At 36.4% G+C, this 22,661-nt stretch carries 19 protein-coding genes and 1 tRNA gene; 10 read left to right on the forward strand and 10 right to left on the reverse strand.

Going from position 1 to position 22,661, the window contains the following annotated elements; all coding sequences use genetic code 11:
- Positions 1–45: 45 nt before the first annotated feature.
- The 4 genes from BBI00_RS13335 to gap all read left to right on the forward strand — a co-directional run bounded on the left by BBI00_RS13335 (position 46) and on the right by gap (position 3,728).
- Positions 46–393 (forward strand): winged helix-turn-helix transcriptional regulator, encoded by a 348-nt coding sequence (locus BBI00_RS13335; protein WP_065399224.1) that lies wholly within the window; start codon positions 46–48, stop codon positions 391–393.
- 354 nt (positions 394–747) lie between these two features.
- The gene (locus BBI00_RS13340; RefSeq protein WP_065399225.1) at positions 748–1,620 is read left to right on the forward strand and encodes a DUF4846 domain-containing protein; all 873 of its coding nucleotides are present in this window, start codon (positions 748–750) and stop codon (positions 1,618–1,620) included.
- Positions 1,621–1,703: 83 nt separating this feature from the next.
- A complete protein-coding gene (gene pfkA / locus BBI00_RS13345) occupies positions 1,704–2,690 on the forward strand; it encodes a 6-phosphofructokinase (protein WP_065399226.1) in 987 nt (328 codons plus the stop codon).
- 33 nt (positions 2,691–2,723) lie between these two features.
- Positions 2,724–3,728 carry a type I glyceraldehyde-3-phosphate dehydrogenase gene (gene gap / locus BBI00_RS13350; RefSeq protein ID WP_065399227.1) on the forward strand — a complete coding sequence of 335 codons (1,005 nt, stop codon included), beginning with the start codon at positions 2,724–2,726 and terminating at the stop codon, positions 3,726–3,728.
- A 68-nt stretch (positions 3,729–3,796) separates the two neighbouring features.
- Here the strand turns inward: gap and BBI00_RS13355 are convergent, their stop codons facing one another.
- Positions 3,797–5,155 (reverse strand): hypothetical protein, encoded by a 1,359-nt coding sequence (locus BBI00_RS13355; protein WP_065399228.1) that lies wholly within the window; start codon positions 5,153–5,155, stop codon positions 3,797–3,799.
- Positions 5,156–5,355: 200 nt separating this feature from the next.
- On the opposite strand from BBI00_RS13355, the gene BBI00_RS13360 reads away from it, so the two are divergent.
- A complete protein-coding gene (locus tag BBI00_RS13360) occupies positions 5,356–6,540 on the forward strand; it encodes an oxygenase MpaB family protein (RefSeq protein ID WP_065399229.1) in 1,185 nt (394 codons plus the stop codon).
- Between the two features lie 39 nt (positions 6,541–6,579).
- On the opposite strand, the gene BBI00_RS13365 is transcribed toward BBI00_RS13360, so the two are convergent.
- Positions 6,580–7,773 carry a hypothetical protein gene (locus BBI00_RS13365; RefSeq protein ID WP_065399230.1) on the reverse strand — a complete coding sequence of 398 codons (1,194 nt, stop codon included), beginning with the start codon at positions 7,771–7,773 and terminating at the stop codon, positions 6,580–6,582.
- 258 nt (positions 7,774–8,031) lie between these two features.
- On the opposite strand from BBI00_RS13365, the gene recA reads away from it, so the two are divergent.
- A complete protein-coding gene (gene recA / locus BBI00_RS13370) occupies positions 8,032–9,036 on the forward strand; it encodes a recombinase RecA (protein ID WP_047097753.1) in 1,005 nt (334 codons plus the stop codon).
- Positions 9,037–9,397: 361 nt separating this feature from the next.
- Here recA and BBI00_RS13375 read toward each other — a convergent pair whose 3' ends face one another.
- Together BBI00_RS13375 and BBI00_RS13380 are read right to left on the reverse strand one after the other, a co-directional pair.
- A complete protein-coding gene (locus BBI00_RS13375) occupies positions 9,398–10,849 on the reverse strand; it encodes a hypothetical protein (protein WP_065399231.1) in 1,452 nt (483 codons plus the stop codon).
- 155 nt (positions 10,850–11,004) lie between these two features.
- Positions 11,005–13,905: a S9 family peptidase gene (locus tag BBI00_RS13380; RefSeq protein WP_065399232.1), complete on the reverse strand. Its 2,901-nt coding sequence runs from the start codon at positions 13,903–13,905 to the stop codon at positions 11,005–11,007.
- 154 nt (positions 13,906–14,059) lie between these two features.
- On the opposite strand from BBI00_RS13380, the gene htpG reads away from it, so the two are divergent.
- Both htpG and BBI00_RS13390 read left to right on the forward strand, forming a co-directional pair.
- Positions 14,060–15,952, forward strand: a complete 1,893-nt coding sequence (htpG, locus tag BBI00_RS13385; RefSeq protein ID WP_065399741.1) for a molecular chaperone HtpG — start codon at positions 14,060–14,062, stop codon at positions 15,950–15,952.
- A 335-nt stretch (positions 15,953–16,287) separates the two neighbouring features.
- Positions 16,288–16,689, forward strand: a complete 402-nt coding sequence (locus BBI00_RS13390; protein WP_065399233.1) for a helix-turn-helix transcriptional regulator — start codon at positions 16,288–16,290, stop codon at positions 16,687–16,689.
- Between the two features lie 231 nt (positions 16,690–16,920).
- Here BBI00_RS13390 and BBI00_RS13395 read toward each other — a convergent pair whose 3' ends face one another.
- Positions 16,921–17,217, reverse strand: a complete 297-nt coding sequence (locus BBI00_RS13395) for an MGMT family protein (protein ID WP_065399234.1) — start codon at positions 17,215–17,217, stop codon at positions 16,921–16,923.
- A 100-nt stretch (positions 17,218–17,317) separates the two neighbouring features.
- Between BBI00_RS13395 and BBI00_RS23355 the strand changes: the two genes are divergently transcribed.
- Positions 17,318–17,464 carry a hypothetical protein gene (locus BBI00_RS23355; protein ID WP_165602523.1) on the forward strand — a complete coding sequence of 49 codons (147 nt, stop codon included), beginning with the start codon at positions 17,318–17,320 and terminating at the stop codon, positions 17,462–17,464.
- Between the two features lie 203 nt (positions 17,465–17,667).
- On the opposite strand, the gene BBI00_RS13400 is transcribed toward BBI00_RS23355, so the two are convergent.
- The 5 genes from BBI00_RS13400 to BBI00_RS13420 form a co-directional block, all read right to left on the reverse strand.
- Entirely contained in the window at positions 17,668–18,642 is a 975-nt protein-coding gene (locus BBI00_RS13400) for a deoxyhypusine synthase family protein (RefSeq protein ID WP_040997240.1), read from the reverse strand.
- 339 nt (positions 18,643–18,981) lie between these two features.
- Positions 18,982–19,362 (reverse strand): GreA/GreB family elongation factor, encoded by a 381-nt coding sequence (locus BBI00_RS13405; RefSeq protein WP_065399235.1) that lies wholly within the window; start codon positions 19,360–19,362, stop codon positions 18,982–18,984.
- Between the two features lie 290 nt (positions 19,363–19,652).
- Positions 19,653–20,291, reverse strand: coding sequence for a hypothetical protein (locus BBI00_RS13410; protein ID WP_065399236.1), 639 nt, complete (start codon positions 20,289–20,291; stop codon positions 19,653–19,655).
- A gap of 48 nt (positions 20,292–20,339) precedes the next feature.
- A complete protein-coding gene (gene arfB, locus BBI00_RS13415; RefSeq protein ID WP_065399237.1) occupies positions 20,340–20,732 on the reverse strand; it encodes an alternative ribosome rescue aminoacyl-tRNA hydrolase ArfB in 393 nt (130 codons plus the stop codon).
- A 32-nt stretch (positions 20,733–20,764) separates the two neighbouring features.
- The gene (locus BBI00_RS13420) at positions 20,765–21,790 is read right to left on the reverse strand and encodes an AMP-binding protein (RefSeq protein WP_065399238.1); all 1,026 of its coding nucleotides are present in this window, start codon (positions 21,788–21,790) and stop codon (positions 20,765–20,767) included.
- Positions 21,791–21,888: 98 nt separating this feature from the next.
- Between BBI00_RS13420 and BBI00_RS13425 the strand changes: the two genes are divergently transcribed.
- A tRNA-Gln gene (locus BBI00_RS13425) sits at positions 21,889–21,959 on the forward strand.
- The last annotated feature ends 702 nt before the right edge of the window (positions 21,960–22,661 follow it).

Genomic DNA, 22,661 nt, shown 5'->3' on the forward strand with positions numbered 1-22,661 from the left:
CAATAACGCATATTTTTCACCCATAGGGATAAAAAAGTCAATTTTATGGAAACAAAGGGAATAGCTGAAGAAAATAAAATCTGTCCGTTGGAAATCGCCGTTAATACCATCAGTGGAAAATGGAAAATTCCCATCGTATGGCAGATCAATGAAGGGAAAAAACGTCCAAGTGAATTTTTGAGGGGAATTGCCAAGGTAGATCGTAGAGTGCTCAACCAACAACTCACGGAAATGGTTGATGACGGCATTCTGACCAAACAGTCTTTCAATGAATTGCCCCCAAGGGTTGAATATACCCTTACAGAGCTTGGAGACAAACTGGTTCAGATTCTCTGGCTGCTGAATGATTGGGGAAAACTTCTGATTCCTGAAGACGATAATACAAAAGTTTAACAGATTTCTGTATTTCTATTGAAGGAAAATTTTGGATGAGATACTGATGTATTTGTTGGAAATGCAAAGACGTAAATTATTTTTTATAGATGATGCTTTATTTTATTCTTCAATAAATTGTATACTGCATATTTAAATCTATGAAAACCTATGTTCATATTTGGTTAGTTTTTTAACAACATAGGAACATAGAAATAGAGTTGCTGAAATCTTAATATCGAGCGAAGCCGCAATATTCTGTGTCTTAAAATATTTCCAATCCTTATAAACCTTTGCGCTTTCCTACAAAAAGCTTATCTTCAATGTTTCAATATCCAACAAAAAACACCATATTGGTAAGCGAATCAGATGAATATGAAAAAAATTATTCCGGGAATAGTGATGACCATTGTTTTATGGAGTTGCGGCCATGATAAGGCTCCAAAAAATAATATTTCTCAGGAAACAACGGATTTAACACCTAAAAGTTCCGTCCCTATCAATAAAGAAAAGAACACTGTAAAAGAACGATTTTCAACTCCTGAAGGCTATGAATGGCAGGATGAAAAACAGAATTCTTTCGGATATTTTATTGAAAATTTTAAATTGAAACCTTACGGCAGCCAGATTTTAAGATATGACGGCGCTCCTGTTTCTACCCAACATCTTCATGAAGCCGTGTTTGACATTGATACAGGAAATAAAGATCTTCAGCAATGTGCGGACGCTGTTATCCGATTAAGAGCAGAATATCTGTATACAATGAAAAGGTATGACGAGATTCAGTTTCACTTTACCAGTGGTGATCTTCTGAGATGGAATGATTATAAAAACGGGACCAGGGCTTTTGTCAGCGGAAATTCAGTGAGTTTCAGAAAAACGGCCGGTTTTGATGATTCCTATCTGAATTTCAGGAATTATCTGGACCTCATCTTCAATTATGCAGGAACAATTTCCCTTAATAAGGAAACTCAGCCTGTACTGAAAAACCCAGATTTAAAGACAGGTGATATCCTGATTACTCCGGGAAGTCCGGGACATGTTGTTTTTGTTGCCGGTGTGTGCAGCAATAAAGAAGGAAAGAAATTATTTTTATTGGGTGAAGGTTTTACTCCGGCCCAGTCTATTCATTTGCTGTCCAATCCTTTTCACCAGAATATTTCGCCATGGTATGAGCTTGACGTCAATGCTCCGGAAACCAAAACGGCACGTTATATTTTTAAACCTACAAACTTCAGAAGCTTTTAATACTTTATATTCAAAACTATTGAAAAGTTACTACGATAATCTGAACTTGTTTTTGTAAATTTGTGTTCGAAATTTTTTACTAGATGAAAGAGAGTGCTGTAAAAAAGATTGCAGTTCTTACTTCAGGAGGCGACTCTCCGGGTATGAATGCTGCATTAAGAGCGGTAGTAAGAACCGCCAATTACTATAATATCGAATGTTACGGAGTGAGAGAAGGCTACAATGGCCTTATCAACAACGATTTCCTGAAAATGGGAGCCCGTTCCGTAAAAAATATAATCAACCAGGGTGGAACGATTCTAAAGTCTGCCAGATCCGCTGAATTCAGAACAGCAGAAGGCCGTCAGAAAGCGTATGACAATTGTGTAAAACTCGGAATCGACGGATTGGTATGCATCGGTGGAGACGGAACTTTTACCGGAGCCAAGATCTTCAATGAAGAATTCGGTATCCGCGTGATCGGTATCCCGGGAACGATCGATAATGATATTTTCGGAACTGATAATACCATCGGGTATGATACGGCATTGAATACCGCCATGGAGGCAATTGATAAGATCCGTGATACGGCAACTTCCCACAACAGGGTTTTCTTTGTGGAAGTAATGGGTCGTGATGCAGGGTTTATTGCTTTAAACAGTGGTTTGGCTACAGGTGCTCTGGATATTCTTATTCCTGAGAAAAAAGACAGCATGGATGATCTTTTTACCAACTTCAGAAAAGCTGAAAAAACAGGAAAAGCATCCAGCATTGTAGTGGTAGCTGAAGGCGAAAAATTAGCCAACGTTTATGAGCTTGCCGAAAAGACCAAACAGACATTCCCTGACTATGATATTCGTGTAGCCGTTTTAGGACACATGCAGAGAGGAGGTTCGCCGAGCTGTGCAGACAGAGTGCTTGCAAGCAGACTGGGATATGGTGCAGTAGTAGGATTGATGGAAGGGCAAAGCAATGTGATGGCAGGAATGCGTTCCAACGATGTGGTATACACGCCTATCGAGGAAGCTATTAAAAAACATAATGAAATCAACAAAGATCTGATGTTGATCTCAGAAATTTTAGCAATCTAATTATTTTTATAAATCTAATAAAAACAAACTATTATGTCAACAATCAAAGTAGGTATCAACGGTTTTGGTAGAATTGGACGTCTTGTTTTCAGAGCAATGACTGAAAGAGACAACATTGAAGTTGTAGGAATCAATGACCTTATCAATGCAGAATACATGGCTTACATGTTAAAATATGACTCTGTACACGGTATTTTCCCAGGTGAAGTTTCTGTAGAAGGAAATGATCTTGTAGTAAACGGAAAAAAAATCAGAGTAACTGCTGAAAAAGATCCTAACAACCTTAAGTGGGACGAAATCGGTGCTGATTATATCGTAGAATCTACAGGTCTTTTCTTATCTAAAGATTCTGCTCAGGCTCACATCAACGCCGGTGCCAAGAAAGTAATCCTTTCTGCTCCTTCTAAAGATGATACTCCAATGTTCGTAATGGGAGTAAACCACAAGGAACTTACTGATGATATCAAAATTTTATCAAACGCTTCTTGTACTACCAACTGTTTAGCTCCTTTAGCTAAAGTAATTCACGATAAATTCGGAATCGTAGAAGGTTTAATGACAACTGTACACGCTACAACAGCTACTCAGAAAACGGTTGACGGTCCTTCAATGAAAGACTGGAGAGGTGGTAGAGCTGCTCTGAACAACATCATCCCTTCTTCTACAGGTGCTGCTAAAGCAGTAGGAAAAGTAATCCCTTCATTAAACGGAAAATTAACAGGTATGTCTTTCAGAGTACCTACTGTAGACGTTTCTGTAGTTGACCTTACGGTAAGATTAGAAAAAGCTACTTCTTACGATGAGATCTGTGCTGCTATCAAAGAAGCTTCTGAAGGTGAATTGAAAGGTATTCTAGGATATACTGAAGATGCAGTAGTATCTCAGGACTTCGTAGGAGATAAGAGAACTTCTATCTTCGACAAAGATGCAGGTATCATGCTTTCTCCTAACTTCGTGAAACTTGTTTCTTGGTATGATAACGAAATGGGTTACTCTAACAAGTTAGTAGATATGCTTGTACATGCTGCTTCTTTGTAATCGGTAATGAGCGATAAGCAATGAGTAATATAAAACCTTCCTGATGGGAAGGTTTTTTTGTATTAATATTATTTTTTTTCACTATTACTCAAATTATAAGTCACTCCAAAAAACCATGCTCCCTTATAAATATTATCATATCGTATTTCGGTATCTGCAACATTAATAAATGCATATCTATCCGAGTCTGCAAGAGCTGATAAATTTGATTTATTTATTCTTTTAACTTTTATAAATGAATAACCAAAAGTTGTAATTAATCTATTTTTTTCTAAAAAAAATAAAGAAGCTCCACCATAAAAACCTGCACTGGCATTATCTGCTAAACTGATCCCAAAAGAAAAACCTGGTTGAACCAAAGTTTCTGGATCATTATGATAAACATGTATTAAACCACCTAATGCATTTGTGATCCTATCTGTATTTCCCTTTGCTATTTCTTTGTTTCCAAGAGAGTTTGTATAAGAAGTATAATTATCATTACCTATAAAGCTCAGAAAATAACCAGCACTGAAATTGATCTTCCAACCCCCAGAAGTAGTAAATTTAATTGGAGAATAAGAATACACTACCTTCCCCTTATTATTCTTAAGTTGTGGAGTAATAATATTTACATCCTCAGTCAATTGTTGAGCAGGCAAAATGATGTTAAAGTTTGTTGTTATAATTCTCTTGTAAAAGGAAATTCCATTATTTGCTTTTAAAGATATTTTATCAGTATTTAACGAAACATTTTTATAAATTTCAGATGCTAATAAAAAATCTTTATTATAAAAATTACTTAGATTTAATTGTTTAGTTAAACCAACAAATTTTTCGTAATCTTTAGTAAGTTGAGAATAAGCTAAAGATAAGGACTCCAAATTCGATTCAATTTTCTTATAATCTTCAATGGTTGGATCAAAGTGAGAAAAATGAGAAAAGTATATTTTTTTAGAACTTTCAACTACAGCAATTGAATCAATAAAAATCGAATCAGAAACAACAAAATTAAGTTCATCATCTAGCAACATTTGTGACCTTACTAATTGATAACTTTGAAAAAAAGATTTCAAATCATCGTGTACACTATTATACAAATTTTCATATTCTTCTGTTCTACTTTTTTTATTTCCATTATCAAAGACTGCCATCACAGCCGAATTGACAACTATAACCTCTGCTATATCTGGATTTGCTGACTTTATATTATTTAAAAACCACTGTGGTGGTTCAAATTCCACATTTTCAACTTTAGTAGTAGAAAATCCTGAAACTTTAAAAACATTTACACCTTTTAATAAAAACTCAACATATGTATTTTTTTCCAATATACTTGGTATTTCTTTATCTTTAGATAAGTCTATTCTAATTACTTTAGCTTTTTTTTGCCCTAAAATCACTCCCACCCACCCGAGCAGCAGCAGTAATAAAATTTTTGTTTTCATGATTATTTGTTTTTAGATTAATGAATTTTCGGTTTGAGTGCTATTAATTTGTATCAAAGATTGCATTTATTGGAAAGCAAAAAAATTACCCTTTTGTAGTATTTTTCAGCAACAAGAGGATTGAAGTATATTCCAAATGACAAATCTCACCATAAAACTTCGGTGCAAAACTTGTATTTTTATAGGTAAAGGAATGAACAATGATACAACCAAGGTTTAAAGATTCTCCACATTTCAGAAATTTTTGGGAACAAGGCAATGGAAAACAGCTGATTGAGCTTTCCGGGGCTGAAGTTAGTTTTAAAGACTTTGAGAAGTTCGCTTCTTTCTTTTACCATGTTGATGAAACGGGTGATCAGGTTGTAAAGGATGTTTATCTTACTAAAAAATTTCATGAAGCTTCAAGGGAAATAGAAGGTTATATCAGAAATGGAGTTTCTGAGACAGATCACGTTCCTGAAAGTGTAAAAAAACTTTTCGCACAGACTCAAAAAGTACCGGACTGGCTTGATTACAATCTTCTCAAAAGCGGTGCTGAACTCTGTATGAGAGGCAATCTCGATTCACTGATCTCCTTAAGAGACTACTGCCTGATCGGTGGTTATGATTATGCCTACCTCAATAAACCGCTTATTGCTACGGAAGCCTTAAAAAAAGGAGCGGTAAAACGTCTTTCTGAAACGCTGGATTTCTGGGTAAATGCTACCCGGTATGACGCCCTGAACATTCATGCAAAAGGATATGAATTTGCTATAAAAACCCGCCTGATTCACTCCTATGCAAGACTTTCCATCAAAAAATATTATAAAGAATGGGATACGGAGAACTGGGGAGAACCCATCAATTCATGGGATATGATGGCTACTTACATCGGTTTCAGTCTTGTTTTTCTTCACAGCCTTCTCAAACTTGGAAATACCCTATCTGATGAAGAAGAGCAAGGAATTTTCCACCTGTGGAAATATGTAGGTTATCTGCTGGGAATCCCGGAACAACTTCTTCCCGATGATAAAAAACAGGCTACGGAATATTTTTATTTGTGGACATCCGTTCAGCCGCCGGCGGATAAGGATTCTGTACTCCTCGCCCACTCTTTACTGGATGAATCCCTGGAAAATCCTATCTTAAAATTTGAGCTCCAAAGAAAAAATTTACGGTATCTGCACATCTGCTGTACCTGGTTTCTGCTGGATGAGGAAGTTTGCAAAAGACTGCAAATTCCGGAAGTTCCCTACAAGACACTGTTCCCAAAATCAAAAATACTTTTCAACAAAATCTATGACACATTCGTAAGCCGGGATGCCAGAATAAAAAGAGGAAATAAGGACCAGATGAAGGTATTGAAAGACTATCTGAACATCACAAAAAATTCAAATTTTCATTAAAATGCCATTTTTCAAAGAAACAAAAAAGCCGGAAACAATCTAATCCACAGAAAGTTTCCGGTTCCTGAAATTCCAGATCAGATACAGTAAAAATAAAATAAGCCAAACCCCAATGACAACGCTGATAAAGATTTCTCTGATAGAAGGATGAAGATAATCCGGCTTGTAAAACAAACGGTCGAGGGTTCTGAATTTATCTTTTAAATCATTTCTTTCATAAGTATTACGGATCGCATTCAGTGGTTCATCTTTATGATCACGGTAATAAAAGACATCTTTAGTCAGATCTTTCGGAACGATCTGTGTTTCTATATGATACTTTTTTAAAAGGACATCCAGTTTCTGAAAAGAAGAAAGTAATGAATCCTGACTGTATGTATAAAGTAAATTATATCTTTTGACTGCATTCTGATACTGTTGCTGCCGCTCAGGAACTTTATGCAATGGGGAGAACAAAAGATTGTTTTCAAGAAAAATACACATTTTCTCATCATATTCAGGATGTACTTCTATTCCCTGAAATATAATTTCGGTACTGTCTCCTATTTCCTTTTTAGAAATAATCCTTTTTTCCAGTTCTCCGGCATCAAGCCCAAGAATGTCGAGCACCGATTTTGCTTTATTGCTCATTTTTTTATGATCTGCACTCAGCATTTTCAGGGTATCAATACTGTAGTATCTGGATTCTGTTGAGAAATAATCCTTATTATGATCCGGCTCGTAATACACCGTATCTCTTACTTCAATTACAGGGTAAGGTTTGGGATATAAAATATTTTTGGGATTAAACAGCTTCTCTGAGCTGTAGGAAGTATAATTGTATAAAAAGGGCTGTAAGATATTCAGCAGGGTTTTATCTTTATTAAGATCCTTTTCAGGCAATTCGGTCCGTAATTTTGCATTGAACCCAAAACTGTAACTGATGAAAAAAGTCAGGGACAGAAAGGATATCAGTAGAAGTGCCATCCCTATTCCCAATTTTTTTGAAAGTTCATATCTCTTTCGGGAATGATTTCTAAGGAGAAAAATAACGAAGAAAAACAGAAAAAGGCCTGATACGAAAACATGAGAAATGGAGACATCATCGTAAAATTTGAACCTGTAAAATTCTGTATAAATATTAATGTCCCCAATACCTTTAAACTTTACATAGCCGTAAATAAAGTAAGCCAGATGTATCACTGCTAATACCGCAAAGGATCTGATCAGGAATAGTTTTAATTTTCTGTCCATAAGATGATCTTAAAAAATAATGTTTTAAGATAAGTATTTTTTTAAATTGGATGGATAAAACCCTTTTTCAAACATTACTTTCAACTTAAATTTATTTTTTCAATATTTCTCAATACCCCATTTTTCATCTCCTTCGTTATGAATAAGATCAGTCTTAAAATTTTATTATTTTTTAACTCTAAAAACCCGTTTCAGGGATAAATAATATTAGTTTTTGATTGAGAAATTATGTATTTTTGAGAAATTATTTTAATAGAGATGAGTAACATTGATGATAAGAAAAAAGCACTCGCATTAGTGCTTGACAAGCTAGATAAAACATATGGAAAGGGAACTGTAATGACTTTAGGTGATGAATCTATAGACAATACGGTAGAAGTAATTCCTTCAGGTTCTTTAGGATTAGATATCGCATTAGGTATTGGCGGATATCCAAAAGGAAGAATCATTGAAATATATGGACCTGAATCTTCAGGTAAAACAACTTTGACCCTTCACGCTATTGCTGAAGCTCAGAAAGCCGGCGGTATTGCTGCATTTATTGATGCTGAGCACGCTTTCGACAGAACGTATGCAGCGAAATTAGGAATCGATCTTGAAAACCTTATTATTTCTCAGCCGGACAACGGTGAGCAGGCTCTGGAGATCGCTGATAACCTGATCCGTTCAGGAGCCATCGATATCGTAGTGATTGACTCTGTAGCGGCTCTTACACCAAAAGCGGAAATTGAAGGTGAAATGGGAGATTCCAAAATGGGTCTTCATGCAAGATTGATGTCTCAGGCATTAAGAAAACTTACAGCTACCATTTCAAGAACAAAATGTACGGTAATCTTCATCAACCAGTTGAGAGAGAAGATCGGAGTAATGTTCGGTAATCCTGAAACCACTACCGGAGGTAATGCTCTTAAATTCTACGCTTCGGTAAGAATCGATATCAGAAAAGCAAGTGCACCGATCAAGCAGGGTGATGAAGCGATCGGTAGCCGTGTGAAAGTGAAGATTGTGAAAAACAAAGTAGCTCCACCTTTCAAGCAGGCAGAATTCGACATCATGTATGGTGAAGGTGTTTCTAAAGTAGGAGAAATTCTTGATACAGCGGTTGATATGGGAATTGTGAAGAAGAGCGGTTCCTGGTTCAGCTATGAAGAATCTAAATTAGGTCAGGGACGTGATGCTGTAAAAGATGTTTTAAAAGACAATCCTGAACTTGCTGAGGAATTGGAAAACAAAATCAAAGAGGAAATGAAAAACAACAAATAAGTTTTTCAAAAAAATACAGAAAGGCAGTCTTCGGATTGCCTTTTTTTTGTTTTGCCATTAATACGTCATTCTTTTTCACGTTAATTTGTGGAAATGCTATTTTTAAATCACATGTTTTATTTTTCAAACGCAAGGATTCACATGAACACTGTAATATTATAAGCAAGCAAAGAAGGAATCAATTTCATTGATTTTTTTTAAGCAGCGACAAAGTTGCTTCTCTTTGCTCCTTTACAATAGGACATTCGAATCCATGCCTCTTTACGTTAAATAAAAAACTTTAAAACTTCATTACCTGATATATCCGGAAAATAAAAAAGAGCCTGAAAACTCAGACTCTTTTACTCTAATGTATATTGTATTAATTCGCAATCTTGCCTTGAAGCTGTAATGCTCCCGTAACTTTCATCCCTTTTGTAAGATTTTCAAATCTCATGTTCTCTTTATTGACAAAAGCATCGATGGTAAAGAAGTCTTCAGCTTCTTCATGCGTGATCAGTTTCAACTTCAGGATATATCCCTTAATGCTTCCGTCTTCAAGCAATTCCGTCTCCTTGAAGTCTACCACTTTAGCAATGAAATCAAAACATGCATAATTAGGAAGAGTCTGGCTTGGCACATAGGTAGTAAACTCTTCACTCATCTTTGTTCCGTCAGGCAAATCAGTACCTTCATGAGCATCCAGTATTAAAACAATCCCACTGATATTTACATTCAGATGCGGCTGCGTCAGATAGGTATTCCTGTTTTCAGGATAATCGGTGGCAAAGAACCAGATTCCGAAAGTATTTCTGGCAGGACCTGCTACAATTGCCTGTAAGTTCAGGGCGTTTTCCCATTCACGGACAGACCTTGTTTCAAAATCCAAAGTATAATCGGTTTTCACTTCCGGCATAATGGTGCTAAGCTCATCTGTAACAACAGGTTTAAATCTTACGTCTTCAAATTCCGTTTTGCTTTTACCCTCTCCCAGCGGGTCAGCCACTGTAGACTGCATCAAAACATTCGTCAGATATTGACCGTAATCTTTAGTCTGGAAATTTTCGTGACCAAAAATTCCGCTCCAGGTATTGATCAGGTTATGTACATTGGATTTTCTTACAATGATTCCGGCTTCGTTAGTAGTTTCAGGAGCTGCAATTCCTTCTGTATTGGTAAAATATTCTTTCCCATCAATCAACTGATGATTCATGATTCCATTATTTTCCTCGTGTGAAAATTCTGCAAAACCTTTATAAGTAATCGTTCCGTTTTCAAAAATATAAGGTAATCCTGTTTTTGCTTTATCAGTATCTTTGAAATGGTAAGAAAGTGAAATCGCTTTGAACTCTCCCTCCTGAGTTGCAGGATTATGGTTATCATTGTGATCAAACTGCGAGTGATATAAAATCATATAAGACCTGATCTTCCCTTCCTGAAGTTCGTTTTCAAATTTTTCTTCCATTTTGCTGATGGCCTCATGTACCGGAAGGGCGTAAGCATCTTCAGTTACCATATAAACAAAACCTTCTATTTCACCATTGTCTTTCTCAAAAGCAGAAATAGGGGTATACTCTCCTCTCAGCTGCAACGCAATAGAATACACGATATAATCATTATACCTTTTGATTTTTTCGTACTCTTCATTCACCGGCTGCTCTTCTACCAACTGTGGCTGTGAAGAGATTTCCTGCTTTATTTCCGGTGTCACTTCTGCCACTTCCTCTGCTGTCTCCTCCGCTATTTTTTCCTCCGGCATTTCAATTTCCTGAACCGGAGTACTGACATTTTCCTGTCTGTTGTTTTTTTTCTTAAAAAAATCAAAGATTCCCATACTGTTTATTATAATTGGCGGTAAATATAATAAAAGTGATCAACAGGCCCATCATAAAAAAAATGCCATTGTGTCAGTTTATTTGCGTCGTGTGTTTTTAGAAAATATATAAATTAAAACCCCGGCGGAGCCTTTGGCTCCGCCGGGGTTTTAATTTAGTCAGGTTTATCATCTGTCAGCTCAAATCCCCAATTCTTTCCTTTTTGGGTGGCTGGAACACCTTTTGTCATCCAGACCGGAGCTTTAGCACCTTTGAGATAGTAGTCAAAAAACTGCTGCTCACGAATTTGAATATCCTTTCTGTTCTGGCGTTTCATGAGGTTGTGATCATCACCGTTGTAATTCAGTAGCCATACGGGCTTTCCGAGACGGCGCAATGCGGTAAACATTTCAATTCCCTGATACCATGGCACTGCTCCATCTTTATCGTTACTCATAATCACTACCGGAGTTTTTACTTTATCAATGGTAAAAAGCGGTGAGTTTTTAATATAAAGTTCCGGAGCTTCCCATAAGTTTTTTCCCAGTCTGCTCTGTGATTTTTCATACTGGAACTGTCTGTTCATTCCTGAAGTCCAACGGATTCCTCCGTATGCGGAAGTCATATTGACAACAGGTGCACCACTCCAGGCAGCTGCATACATATTGGTATGAGCGATGAGATAGGCTACCTGGTAACCGCCCCAGCTTTGTCCCTGAATTCCTATTTTGGTGCCATCTACCCAGGCATTCTTCTTTAGATTTTCAACTCCCGAATTGATGTATTCCATTGCAGATTCTCCCGGAAGACCATCTGTATAGGAAATATCAGGGGTGAAAACCAGATATCCATTGCTCACGAAATAAGAAATATTCAATCTTGAAGGTGTGGGTGCCGGAGCTACATAGCGGTTCAGATTATCCGAAAGCTTTTCATAGAAATAGACAATCATAGGATATTTTTTGTTCGGATCAAAATCTTCCGGTTTGTACAAAATTCCTGTAGAAGAATTTCCTTTTGGCGTTGTCCAGTGTACCAATTCGTCAGTTCCCCAATTATATTGCTGTTGCTGCGGATTCGTATTACTCAGCTTTTGCTGTTGGGAGAAATCAGAGGTTGCAAAAATATTGGGCGAATCGGTGTAAGACTCTTTTACCACAATATATTCCTCTGCATTTTTCGCTTTTTGAAGACTTCTGTATCCCCAGACATTTTCCATCTGAATTTTCACGGGATCAGAGTCCGACTGAATCGAAGTTCTGAAAATTCCGTTTGCCTTGGAGGTATTATCAAATGCTGATAAATAGATAGAAGATTTCCGGTTCAGGCTTTTAATATCTTTATCCAGCTCGTATGTATCAAATGTTATTTTATGCTTACGCCCGAATCCATTGGTAATATTTCTTGGTTTTTTTGAGCCGTTCAGAAAGAATTCCCAAAGGTCGTAGCGGTCTTTTATAATCACAGATTCATCTTTATCTGTCCAGGATGCGATACCATATGAATTGGGGAAATCCGGCATATCAAATTCTTCATCAACAAAAGAAACAGGTAAGCCTGTATGTAAAGGTAACGTTTGTTTGGTTTTCACATTATAGCTCAGCCACTGTCCTTTTTCTCTGTCAAAAATCACTACAAATTTACCCAGTGGAGATACAGCAACGGCTCCATTCAGGTTTTTAATAATTTCTGTTCTTTCTCCTGTTTTGTGATCAATAAGGAAATAGGTTTTCTTTGTAGCCCCTTCCCATTGTGAAGAAATACGGTTGTTCAAACTGGTAATCCCCAAAGCAAATTCAGCATTCCCTTCATTTACCAGTCGTAAGGTATCCAGATCCTCACCATCAATATTTCTAAAAAAATCCGGTTTTTCAGTCTGCATGACAGCAGCATAAGATTTTTTCAGGTCATTTTTCAATTCTTTTAGCTGTACTGTCTGCAGGTAATCATCCCTGTAGTTCCAGATATCTACAACAGCATGGTCATTGGCAATCATTGCTGTATCTTTTGCAACTGGTTTCGGAGCAACGCCAAAATACAGTTGTTTGCCGTTTTTGCTGAATAAAGGTAAACGGTTTTCAGAAATTACCCAGTCTTTTTTCATTTGGGTATTTTCATTGGTAATCATTTCCTTCTTATTTCCCTTAAAATCAAAGTAATACAGCTTATACAGTTTTACCAGGTCATTCTGAGCAGAAGAAGTTCCTACAAATGCCAGTTGGTTTCCTTCGTCATCAAAAGACAATTGTGAATAATCGCCTTCCATTTCCGAAATCTTATTTACATTACCTTTTTGCAGATCAACCACCTGCACAGTTTGTAACGCATATTTTTTCGGCTTTGATTTATCCGTATCTTTTTTATCCGCAGGTTTTTCGTCACCGGAATCTTTTCCTTCCTTCTTATCCTTGTTCGGCTTTTCTTCCGGCTTTTTGGTTACAAAAACGAGTTGCTTCCCATTTTTACTGAACTCATAGCGCACTACATTATCATACGTTGTACTTTTCCCGTCCAAAAGATTTCGTACTACCAGCTGCAATGGTTTTACGTTTTTATCTTCATCCTTATTTTCCTCGCCGTTTTCTTTATCAGAAGCGTCATCTGAGGATTTATCTTTTGTATTTTCCAGAAGATAAGCTACATAAGAACCTGCTTTCTCAGGAATTTTAAATGTTTTCACATCAGGAATTTTCTCTGTGTGACCACTCAAAAAATCAACAATTGCAAGACTGTCTTTTGTTAATTTACTTTTTTTAAGCTTTTTATCCTTTACTGCTTTTATATCTTTATACTGCGGGCGGATTTGAAAAACAGCAAATCTCGAATCGTTCGTAAAATTTACTTTTGTAGCTCTTGGAAACGTCTTGGAGGTTTTATTTTTAACCGAATATAAAAAAAGGTTGTCATTTCCCTCCTGTGCATCCACAGAATAGGCAATCCATTTTCCGTCATTGGAAATTTTTCTCGTGCCTATATTTTGCCAGCTGTCATAGACAGAATGATCTAAAGGCTTTTTCTGTCCATACATCCAGCAGGTTATGATGAGCAGAATAAAAACTGTACATTTCAACTTCATTGTAGTAAAAATTTTTAAGGATTAAAAATATGATATTTCTTCGACAAAACCACATCATATCCTTGTTTCCCCATCAGAAAAATGTCATTCTGTCACATTCTTCCCGATGGTATTTTTTTTGAGAAAGAATTGAAAATTAAAAATCTAAAATATGATGACTAAAGGAAATATTAATGTATCTGTGGAAAACATTTTCCCGCTTATCAAAAAGTTTCTTTACAGTGACCACGAAATATTCTTAAGAGAATTGATCTCCAATGCTACCGATGCTACGTTGAAATTAAAACATTTAACAAGTATCGGCGAAGCAAAGGTTGAATATGGCAATCCGAAACTTGAAGTAAAAATTGACAAAGAGCAAAAAACACTTCGTATCATCGACCAGGGTATTGGTATGACCGGTGAGGAAGTTGAAAAGTATATCAACCAGGTGGCGTTCTCCGGAGCGGAAGAATTCTTAGAAAAATATAAAGATTCAGCAAAAGATTCTGGAATTATCGGACACTTCGGTCTTGGATTCTACTCGGCATTTATGGTCGCTGAAAAAGTGGAAATCCTTACAAAGTCTTATAAAGACGAACCTGCCGTACGTTGGATCTGTGACGGAAGCCCGGAATTTACCCTTGAAGAAACGACTGATAAAACCGATAGAGGTACAGAAATCATCCTTCACATTGCAGAAGATTCGGTAGAGTTTCTGGAAGAAGGAAGAATCCGTGACCTGTTATTAAAATACAATAAATTCATGCCTGTTCCGATCAAATTCGGGACAAAAACCCATACCCTGCCATTACCGGAAGACGCTCCTGAAGATGCAGTAGCTGAAACGGAGGAAGTAGACAATATCATCAATAATCCGGTGCCGGCATGGACCATTGCTCCAAGCGAACTGACGAATGAAGATTATATGAAGTTCTATCACGAACTGTATCCAATGCAGTTTGAAGAACCTCTATTCAACATCCACCTGAATGTGGATTATCCTTTCAACCTTACCGGAATCCTGTTCTTCCCTAAGCTGAGCAACAACTTAAATATTGATAAGGATAAAATTCAGCTGTACCAAAACCAGGTATTCGTAACGGATGAGGTAAAAGGAATCGTTCCTGACTTCCTGATGCTTCTGAGAGGGGTAATTGACTCTCCGGATATTCCATTGAACGTTTCCCGTTCTTATCTTCAGGCAGACGGTGCCGTAAAGAAAATTTCATCCTATATCACGAAAAAGGTTGCCGATAAAATGGCTTCCCTGATCAACGAAAACCGTGAAGATTATGAGAAAAAATGGAATGACATTAAAGTGGTCATTGAATACGGAATCGTTACAGAGGAAAAATTTGCTGAAAAATCAGACAAATTCACTCTATACCCTACTACAGACGGCAAGTACTTCCTTTGGGACGAACTGGTTGACAAAATCAAACCTGCGCAAACGGATAAAGACAATAAATTGGTTGTTTTATATGCTACCAACGCTGATGAACAGCACAGCTATATTCAGGCTGCAAAGGATAAAGGATATGAAGTTCTGTTATTAGACTCTCCTATCGCTCCACACGTAATCCAGAAACTGGAAACATCAAAGGAAAATATCTCTTTTGCAAGAGTAGATGCCGACCACATCAACAACCTGATCAAAAAAGATGAACCTATCATTTCAAAATTGAATGAAACAGAAAAAGAGTCATTGAAAAAGGATGTGGAAGAAGCCATTCAGGATTCAAAATTCACAGTACAGCTCGAAGATCTGGACAGCAATGATGCTCCATTCACGATCACACAACCTGAGTTTATGCGAAGAATGAAAGAAATGCAGGCTACAGGCGGAGGCGGCATGTTCGGAATGGGAGGTTTCCCGGAGATGTACAATCTTGTGGTAAACTCCAATAGTGAGCTTTCTAATCAGATTTTAAAAACTGAGAATGCTGAAGAAAAAGAAAGTTTAATCAAATATGCTCTGGATCTTGCCAAACTTTCACAGAATCTGCTGAAAGGAAAAGACCTGACCGATTTTATACAGAGAAGCTATAAGCAACTTGAAAAATAATTTACTTAAGACTGTTTCATTCTGAAGCAGTCTTTTTTTTATTGTGTAAGTCTTGGAAAAGCACAAAGGAGCAAGGATCTTATCTTCGATACAATTAATTTTTCAAACCACATTAGACACATGCATATTTATGTATATTTCTGAATGGAAAATCTTGAGTCTTTGTGTTTTTACAACATTCCGCTCGTAAAATCATTAACTATCTGTCTGGATATAATTTATATTATAAACCTTTTCATTCCTTCTTATTAGCCTTTCTTACTTTACTGTATATTTTTTCTGTTTTCTGTTGTATACATTCTCTATTTTTGCCATTTTTGTATAAAATGTAGGTCATGCAAAAAGAAAAATTACGTCTCATCAGAAAGCAAAAAGGCTATACTCAGCAGCAGGTAGCTGATTATATAGCAACGGATGTATCCAACTACAGCCGAAAAGAAAGTGGTGATGTAAGAATCGTTCAGGATGAATGGGATAAACTGGCCCGTTTCTTTGAAGTTCCGGTTGAAGATATTTATGAAGAAGAGACAGCGGCAGTAGTTGTTAATAATGATCATCCGGTATTTAATGATAAGTCAACTTCTGCAGGATTAATCACGACTCAGAATAACTATGATAATATTCCGGGAGCAATTATTGAAAACCTACAAAACTATATTGCTTTATTAAAGGAAGAGAACGAAAGGCTGAAAGAGGAATTGAAAAATTCTCAGACTCCTTCAAAGGCCAGGAAATAACAAGACAGTTTTAGACTGTGAAAATATTTGTATCACTCATGTCAAGGTATGAGTGATATTTTTTTTATAAAACGTAAAGCCAATCTTCATTTTTCTTAATGGTTGAAATTCGTTCTGTTTTTCCTCACGAATAATTGTGAGTTGAATCCTTTATTGCAGAAAGCTAAGAACAGGTGACTTTGTCAAAGATGAAGTTTATGGTTTCATTCATCTGATGATTAAAAAATATAATCATAACTCACTCATCGGATCCCAGAACAGTTTTTTGAAGTTTTTAATTCTCAGATTTTCGATAGTAATTCCTTCGGCTTGCAGCTTAGGCTCAAATTCCGGAACAGACAATACCCCCGAACTGGAGATCACCCGGTGGGCAGGAACATCTTTCGGGCAGCCACCCATTGCTTTTCCAACATGACGGGAATGATTAGGATAGCCTACTGCTTTCGCTATTGCTCCGTAGGTAGAAACCCTTCCTTTAGGGATAAGCCGGGTTACTTCGTATACCTGCTGTTTGAAAATTTCGTCCATAATTTTTGTTTTTCAGATCCTGAGTTTTACACTTCATTCGTTTTTTGCATCATTTTTGAATTCTTACCAGCTCAATGATGTTTGATTAAAACATAAAGATATGAAAAAATCATTTTTCAGGTTACTGAATGCAATCAATAAGAAAATCCTTCCAAAGCTGAGTAAGAAGGATCCCAATAAGCTAACAAAAATAGAAAAAGGAATTCTGGCGTACCGTTATTTTGTGCTGGTGAACTCTCTGGATTGATTTTATTTTCCAACAGATACCGAATTTACAGAGGTTCCAGGTAATCTATTTTAAGTCATAAGAATATTTTGGCTTGCCCACTATAGATCTTCGGCAAGCAGTAAACTCACTCTGTGAAAAATCTGAAAAATCAAACTTTGAAAATAAAAAACGCTCCCAAAAACGGAAGCGCTATATTATAATCTCGTAAAGAGTTTTATTTATTAAGAATTCTCAAGAATATAAGAGAACATCAATGGTGCACAGATCGTTGCATCACTTTCAACGATAAACTTCGGTGTAGTGATATCTAATTTACCCCAAGTGATTTTCTCATTTGGAACTGCTCCTGAGTATGAACCGTAAGATGTAGTAGAATCAGAAATCTGGCAGAAATAAGACCAGAAAGGAATATCATGCATTTCCATATCCTGATACAGCATTGGCACTACACAAATAGGGAAATCTCCTGCGATACCTCCACCAATCTGGAAGAACCCAACACCTTTACCTCCTGAGTTTTTAGTATACCAGTCTGCAAGGTAAGTCATATATTCGATTCCTGATTTCATTGTAGTTGCCTTAAGCTCTCCTTTGATGCAGTAAGAAGCGAAAATATTACCCATGGTAGAATCTTCCCATCCCGGAACTACGATTGGTAAATTAGCTTCTGCAGCAGCAATCATCCATGAGTTTTCTCTAGGAATTTCATAATACTGCTCCAATACTCCTGAAAGGATCATTTTATACATGAATTCGTGAGGGAAATATCTTTCTCCTTTCGCTTCAGCATCTTTCCAGATCTCAACAATATGTTTCTGTAATCTTCTGAAGGCCTCTTCTTCAGGGATACATGTATCTGTAACCCTGTTCAGACCTCTTTCCAAAAGATCCCACTCATCCTGAGCTGTAAGATCTCTGTAATGAGGAACTCTTTCATAGTGAGAGTGTGCCACAAGGTTCATCAGGTCTTCTTCAAGGTTGGCCCCTGTACAAGAGATAAAATCAACTTTCCCCTGACGGATCATTTCTGCAAGAATTTTTCCTAATTCAGCGGTAGACATTGCTCCTGCCAAAGTGATCATCATTTTTCCGCCATCTTTAAGGTGGGCAACATATCCTTTAGAAGCATCTACCAATGCAGCTGCGTTGAAGTGCAGGTAATACTTTTCTATGAATTCAGTTATCGGTTTGCTCATTTTTTTAATTTTTGCAAAGATAAAACTTAAAAACGGAATGCAGCTAACACACATTGAGAAAGTCTCATACAGAGGTTCTTTTTTATCATTTGTTAAATCAACCGGCAGGAATATGTTTTTGATCTTTATGCTTTTTTGTTCAAACGCAAGGGCGCCAAGGTCTTTATAAGGTTGCATCTATTTTTAAGGCGCAAGAAATCAAAGATTTCCTGCAAAGGATTTAGTATATAAAAATTACGCCTTAGCGTTTTCCAGCAAAGGACTCCCGTCAAGAAACAGAAAACGCAGCCCAAAAATGGACCACGTTTTCTTTGTAAATTCAACCTATATGACATGTTTTTATCCTTCCCAGGCTTCTACCTTCAGAATTTCAATTTTCCTTTCCCCGTCTCTGAAAGGCCATTCGATAATATCTCCAACTTTATATCCTACTACTGCAAGGGCAATATCAGAAAGGATGGAGTGCTTATTCTTCTTAATCTTTTCTTTGGTAGACGGTACAAAAATATACTCATGCTCAAAATTCAATGTATGATCCTTTAAGGTTACTTTTCTGTCAACCGTTACAATATCAGCAGGGAGATCTCTTCTCAGAACCTGCTTTGCTTTTCTGAGTTCTTCAGTCAGTCTTTTTTCTTCTCCAATGCTCACTTTTTTCCTTCTGAGTGTATCTTTTATAGCATCATAAATTCCGGTAGTGACAATAATATGTGGTGACATTTTTTTTCAATTTTACAATTAAAGCGCAGCAATTCCCGATGACCCAATGTAGAAAACAGAATACATCTGCCTTCCATAGGAATACTACAAAAAATAAATAAAAATCCGGAAAATCCCCTGCCTTGGATCCTGACAGGGCTTAATTGATAAAGTCCTTAGAACTTTTCAGAAAAGAATCTCTGTGTAAATAAAGTAATGACAGCAACAATCCTGATCGTCGGCATGCTGCTGATAAAAAGATTGTTGCTGTCATTATGAGATGTTTTTTTTAATTCTTACAAATATAAGACTTAAAAACGGAATGCAGCCGCTGCACTTAAAGAAACCCTTGTAAGACCTTCTTTCTGATCATTTGCAAGATCCATTGTACGGCCGTTTACTTCCATTTTATTAAGTGTTCCTGCAGTAAAACCAAATTTAGGTCCAATCAGGAAATTTTTGGAAACCTCGTATTGGTACCCGATCCCTGCTTCAAGACCCAGATTGGAGCCTGTTCCTTTAATATACCCTGTTTTGGTTGTATACGAAATTACCCCAATGGATACATCAGCAGCAAATTTATGCTTTGTAGGTTTGGTATAATTGGAAAACATCACTGAAGGCCCAAAGAAAGTGATATTATCTTTTATACTGACAGGTACAGAAACAGTTTGTCCATTCGCATATCCCCTTAATGTTCCGCTGCTTGACGCATTATAATTGGAAAACTTTGCTCCAATTCCGATATTCTTCAGATTGTAATACGCTGCAATTTCAAAATGAACTCCGCTTTTCAATCCTTTAACGTAATTTCTTTCTTCCATTGAAAGACCGGATGCTGTTTCAGCCACTCTCCACGCATATCCTACAGCAGGACTGATGGTTACTTTCTGAGCAAATGAAAATAAAGAACTCGAAATAAATCCTAGCAGGATCAGTTTTTTTATCATGGTTTAAAAATTTTCCGCAAAAATAAGATTTTCAGGACAGGAAACAGGTTAAAATCTGAAACGTCTGTTTTCTTTTTTGTCAGAAAGTTTTTTCTTACTGTCTAATCTTTTCTGTTTCTGTGCTTTTGAAGGTTTTGTTGCTGTTCTTTTTTTAGGAATAATCAAGGCTTTATTAACAGTTTCGATTATTTTTTCAATGGCTTTGTTTTTATTCATCAGCTGGGTTCTGCTTTCTGAAACCGTCATGAATAAATAGCCTTCAGCATTGATTCTGTTTTTCAGTTTATTCTGAATCAGTATTTTTTCATCTTCATTAAAAAATTCGGAGACATCTACTTTCCAAAGTACGGTAACAGCCGTCTCCACTTTGTTGACGTTTTGCCCGCCTGCCCCACTGCTGCGGGAGGTTTTGAAGCTGAGTTCTTTTGAAAAGTTTTTCATTGTTTTATTTTAAGATGTCCAATAAAGCGCTATCAATCTGCTGTTATATTTTTGTATAATGCCAGTCTGTTTACTTTTCCGTTGGGAGTCCTCGGAATTTCTTTGATGAAAATAATTTCTTTCGGGTTGTGAAATTTTTTCTCAAAAGGTATTGTTGAAATTTTATCTTTTATTTCTTCAGATTCATTTCCTTCAATAACCAACATCAATTTCTGGCCCAAACTTTCATCCGGCACTCCTATAAATACGGCTTCATTGGAAATTTCCCTTTTAACCAGTGTTTCAAGGGCTTCCGGAAAAATTTTCGCTCCACCGGAGTTAATAACATTGTCTATTCGTCCCAGAAATTTAAACTGCTTATCATTTTTAATTTCAACTAAATCATTCGTTTGCAGCATTTCATCATTCACATTGGGTGCGTAAATTTTCAGACAGCCTCTTTCATCCAGAGCAATGCTTACATTTTCAAAAACCGTAAAATAATCCTCGTGCACAGGCATCAACTTCTTCAGCCCAATATGAGATAAAGTTTCTGACATTCCGTAAGTTTCAAAAATACGGTTTGAATGAATTAAATTCCTCTCACGAATTTTATGTTTCAAACTTTCTGAAGTGGCTGCCCCTCCAATGATCAGATTTTTTATTAGATGAAGTTTATCCAGTGAATTCTCTACCTGAAGCGGGGTCATTGCGCAAAAGCTTACTTCTTCCGTTACATTTTCCAAAGGCCTTAAGGAAGGTTCTGTAATGATTAATTTTAACTTCCTCTCGATGGAACGGACGATCATCATTTTTCCGGAAATATATTCTACCGGCAGACACAGTAATGCAGTATCACCTTCCTGTAATCCTAAAAAGTTGCAGGTCATCACTGCAGAATTGATCATTTTCTTTTTTTCAATCTCAAAAATTTTAGGAGTTCCTGTAGATCCTGAGGTCTGAACTTTTACCATTGCCCCGTCAGAGCCCCATTCTTTTAGAAAAGTTTCCACTTTTTTTTCAAATTCCGTGTGAAAGGATAATTGATTAATATTGAGATTATTGAAGTCTATCAGCATATTTTCCGTGAATAAAATCTACAGTAAATTTAAAAAAATTTTCAAAAAGTTCTTGTATATAAAGAAAAAAGCTGTAAATTTGCACCACTAAAACAAACAGACTCATGGTGTAGCGGTAACACTACTGATTTTGGTTCAGTCATCTGGGGTTCGAATCCCTGTGAGTCTACGTTCAAAGAGAAATGATCATTTTAATCATTTCTCTTTTTTTATGCCTTCTAACTCATTATTAATCTGGAAAGATATGTGCTATTGAGTTAACTTGCGGGGTTCGATATAAAGTACTCAATTGGTTTTCTTATTTAATCCTATAAGCACTATTTTTACCATTCACGAAATCAATATTTCTGGAGCTATAGAAAAAATATGTCTTCTGAAAATCCTTCTATAAATGGATGAATGTTATCATCCGATGGCAACCAGGTAGCAAATTATAAAACTTGGCATTATCAAAAAATGATCAAACTCAAATCTGGTTCCTGATTTCAAATCACTTCCCAATAAAAATGTATAGCTTCGATTACAATATTCACAGTTCATTTACGGTACTCATATAAGATATTATTTTGATGAATTGATTATTCATTCACACTGTCTTATTTCGGTTAAAAATACTTGTTACTGCAAGTACAGAATAGCGAGGCCAAAAAACTTTTATAAGGACAAAAAAACAATGAAATTTGCACTCTAAAGAATGTGAATGATCATTGGATTCAAAAAAATATACCCAGAAAACAGTATAGAAAAAATGTAAAAGAATGTAGTTGATTTAAAATAAAATCACAAAAACATTGCGAAAATATATGTTTTCTAAGTTATAGTCACATTTATAATCCACTCATTGACAGCACGATAAAAGAGGGGCAAAAAT

Source organism: Chryseobacterium arthrosphaerae, assembly GCF_001684965.1.
GTDB classification, from domain to species: Bacteria; Bacteroidota; Bacteroidia; order Flavobacteriales; family Weeksellaceae; genus Chryseobacterium; species Chryseobacterium arthrosphaerae.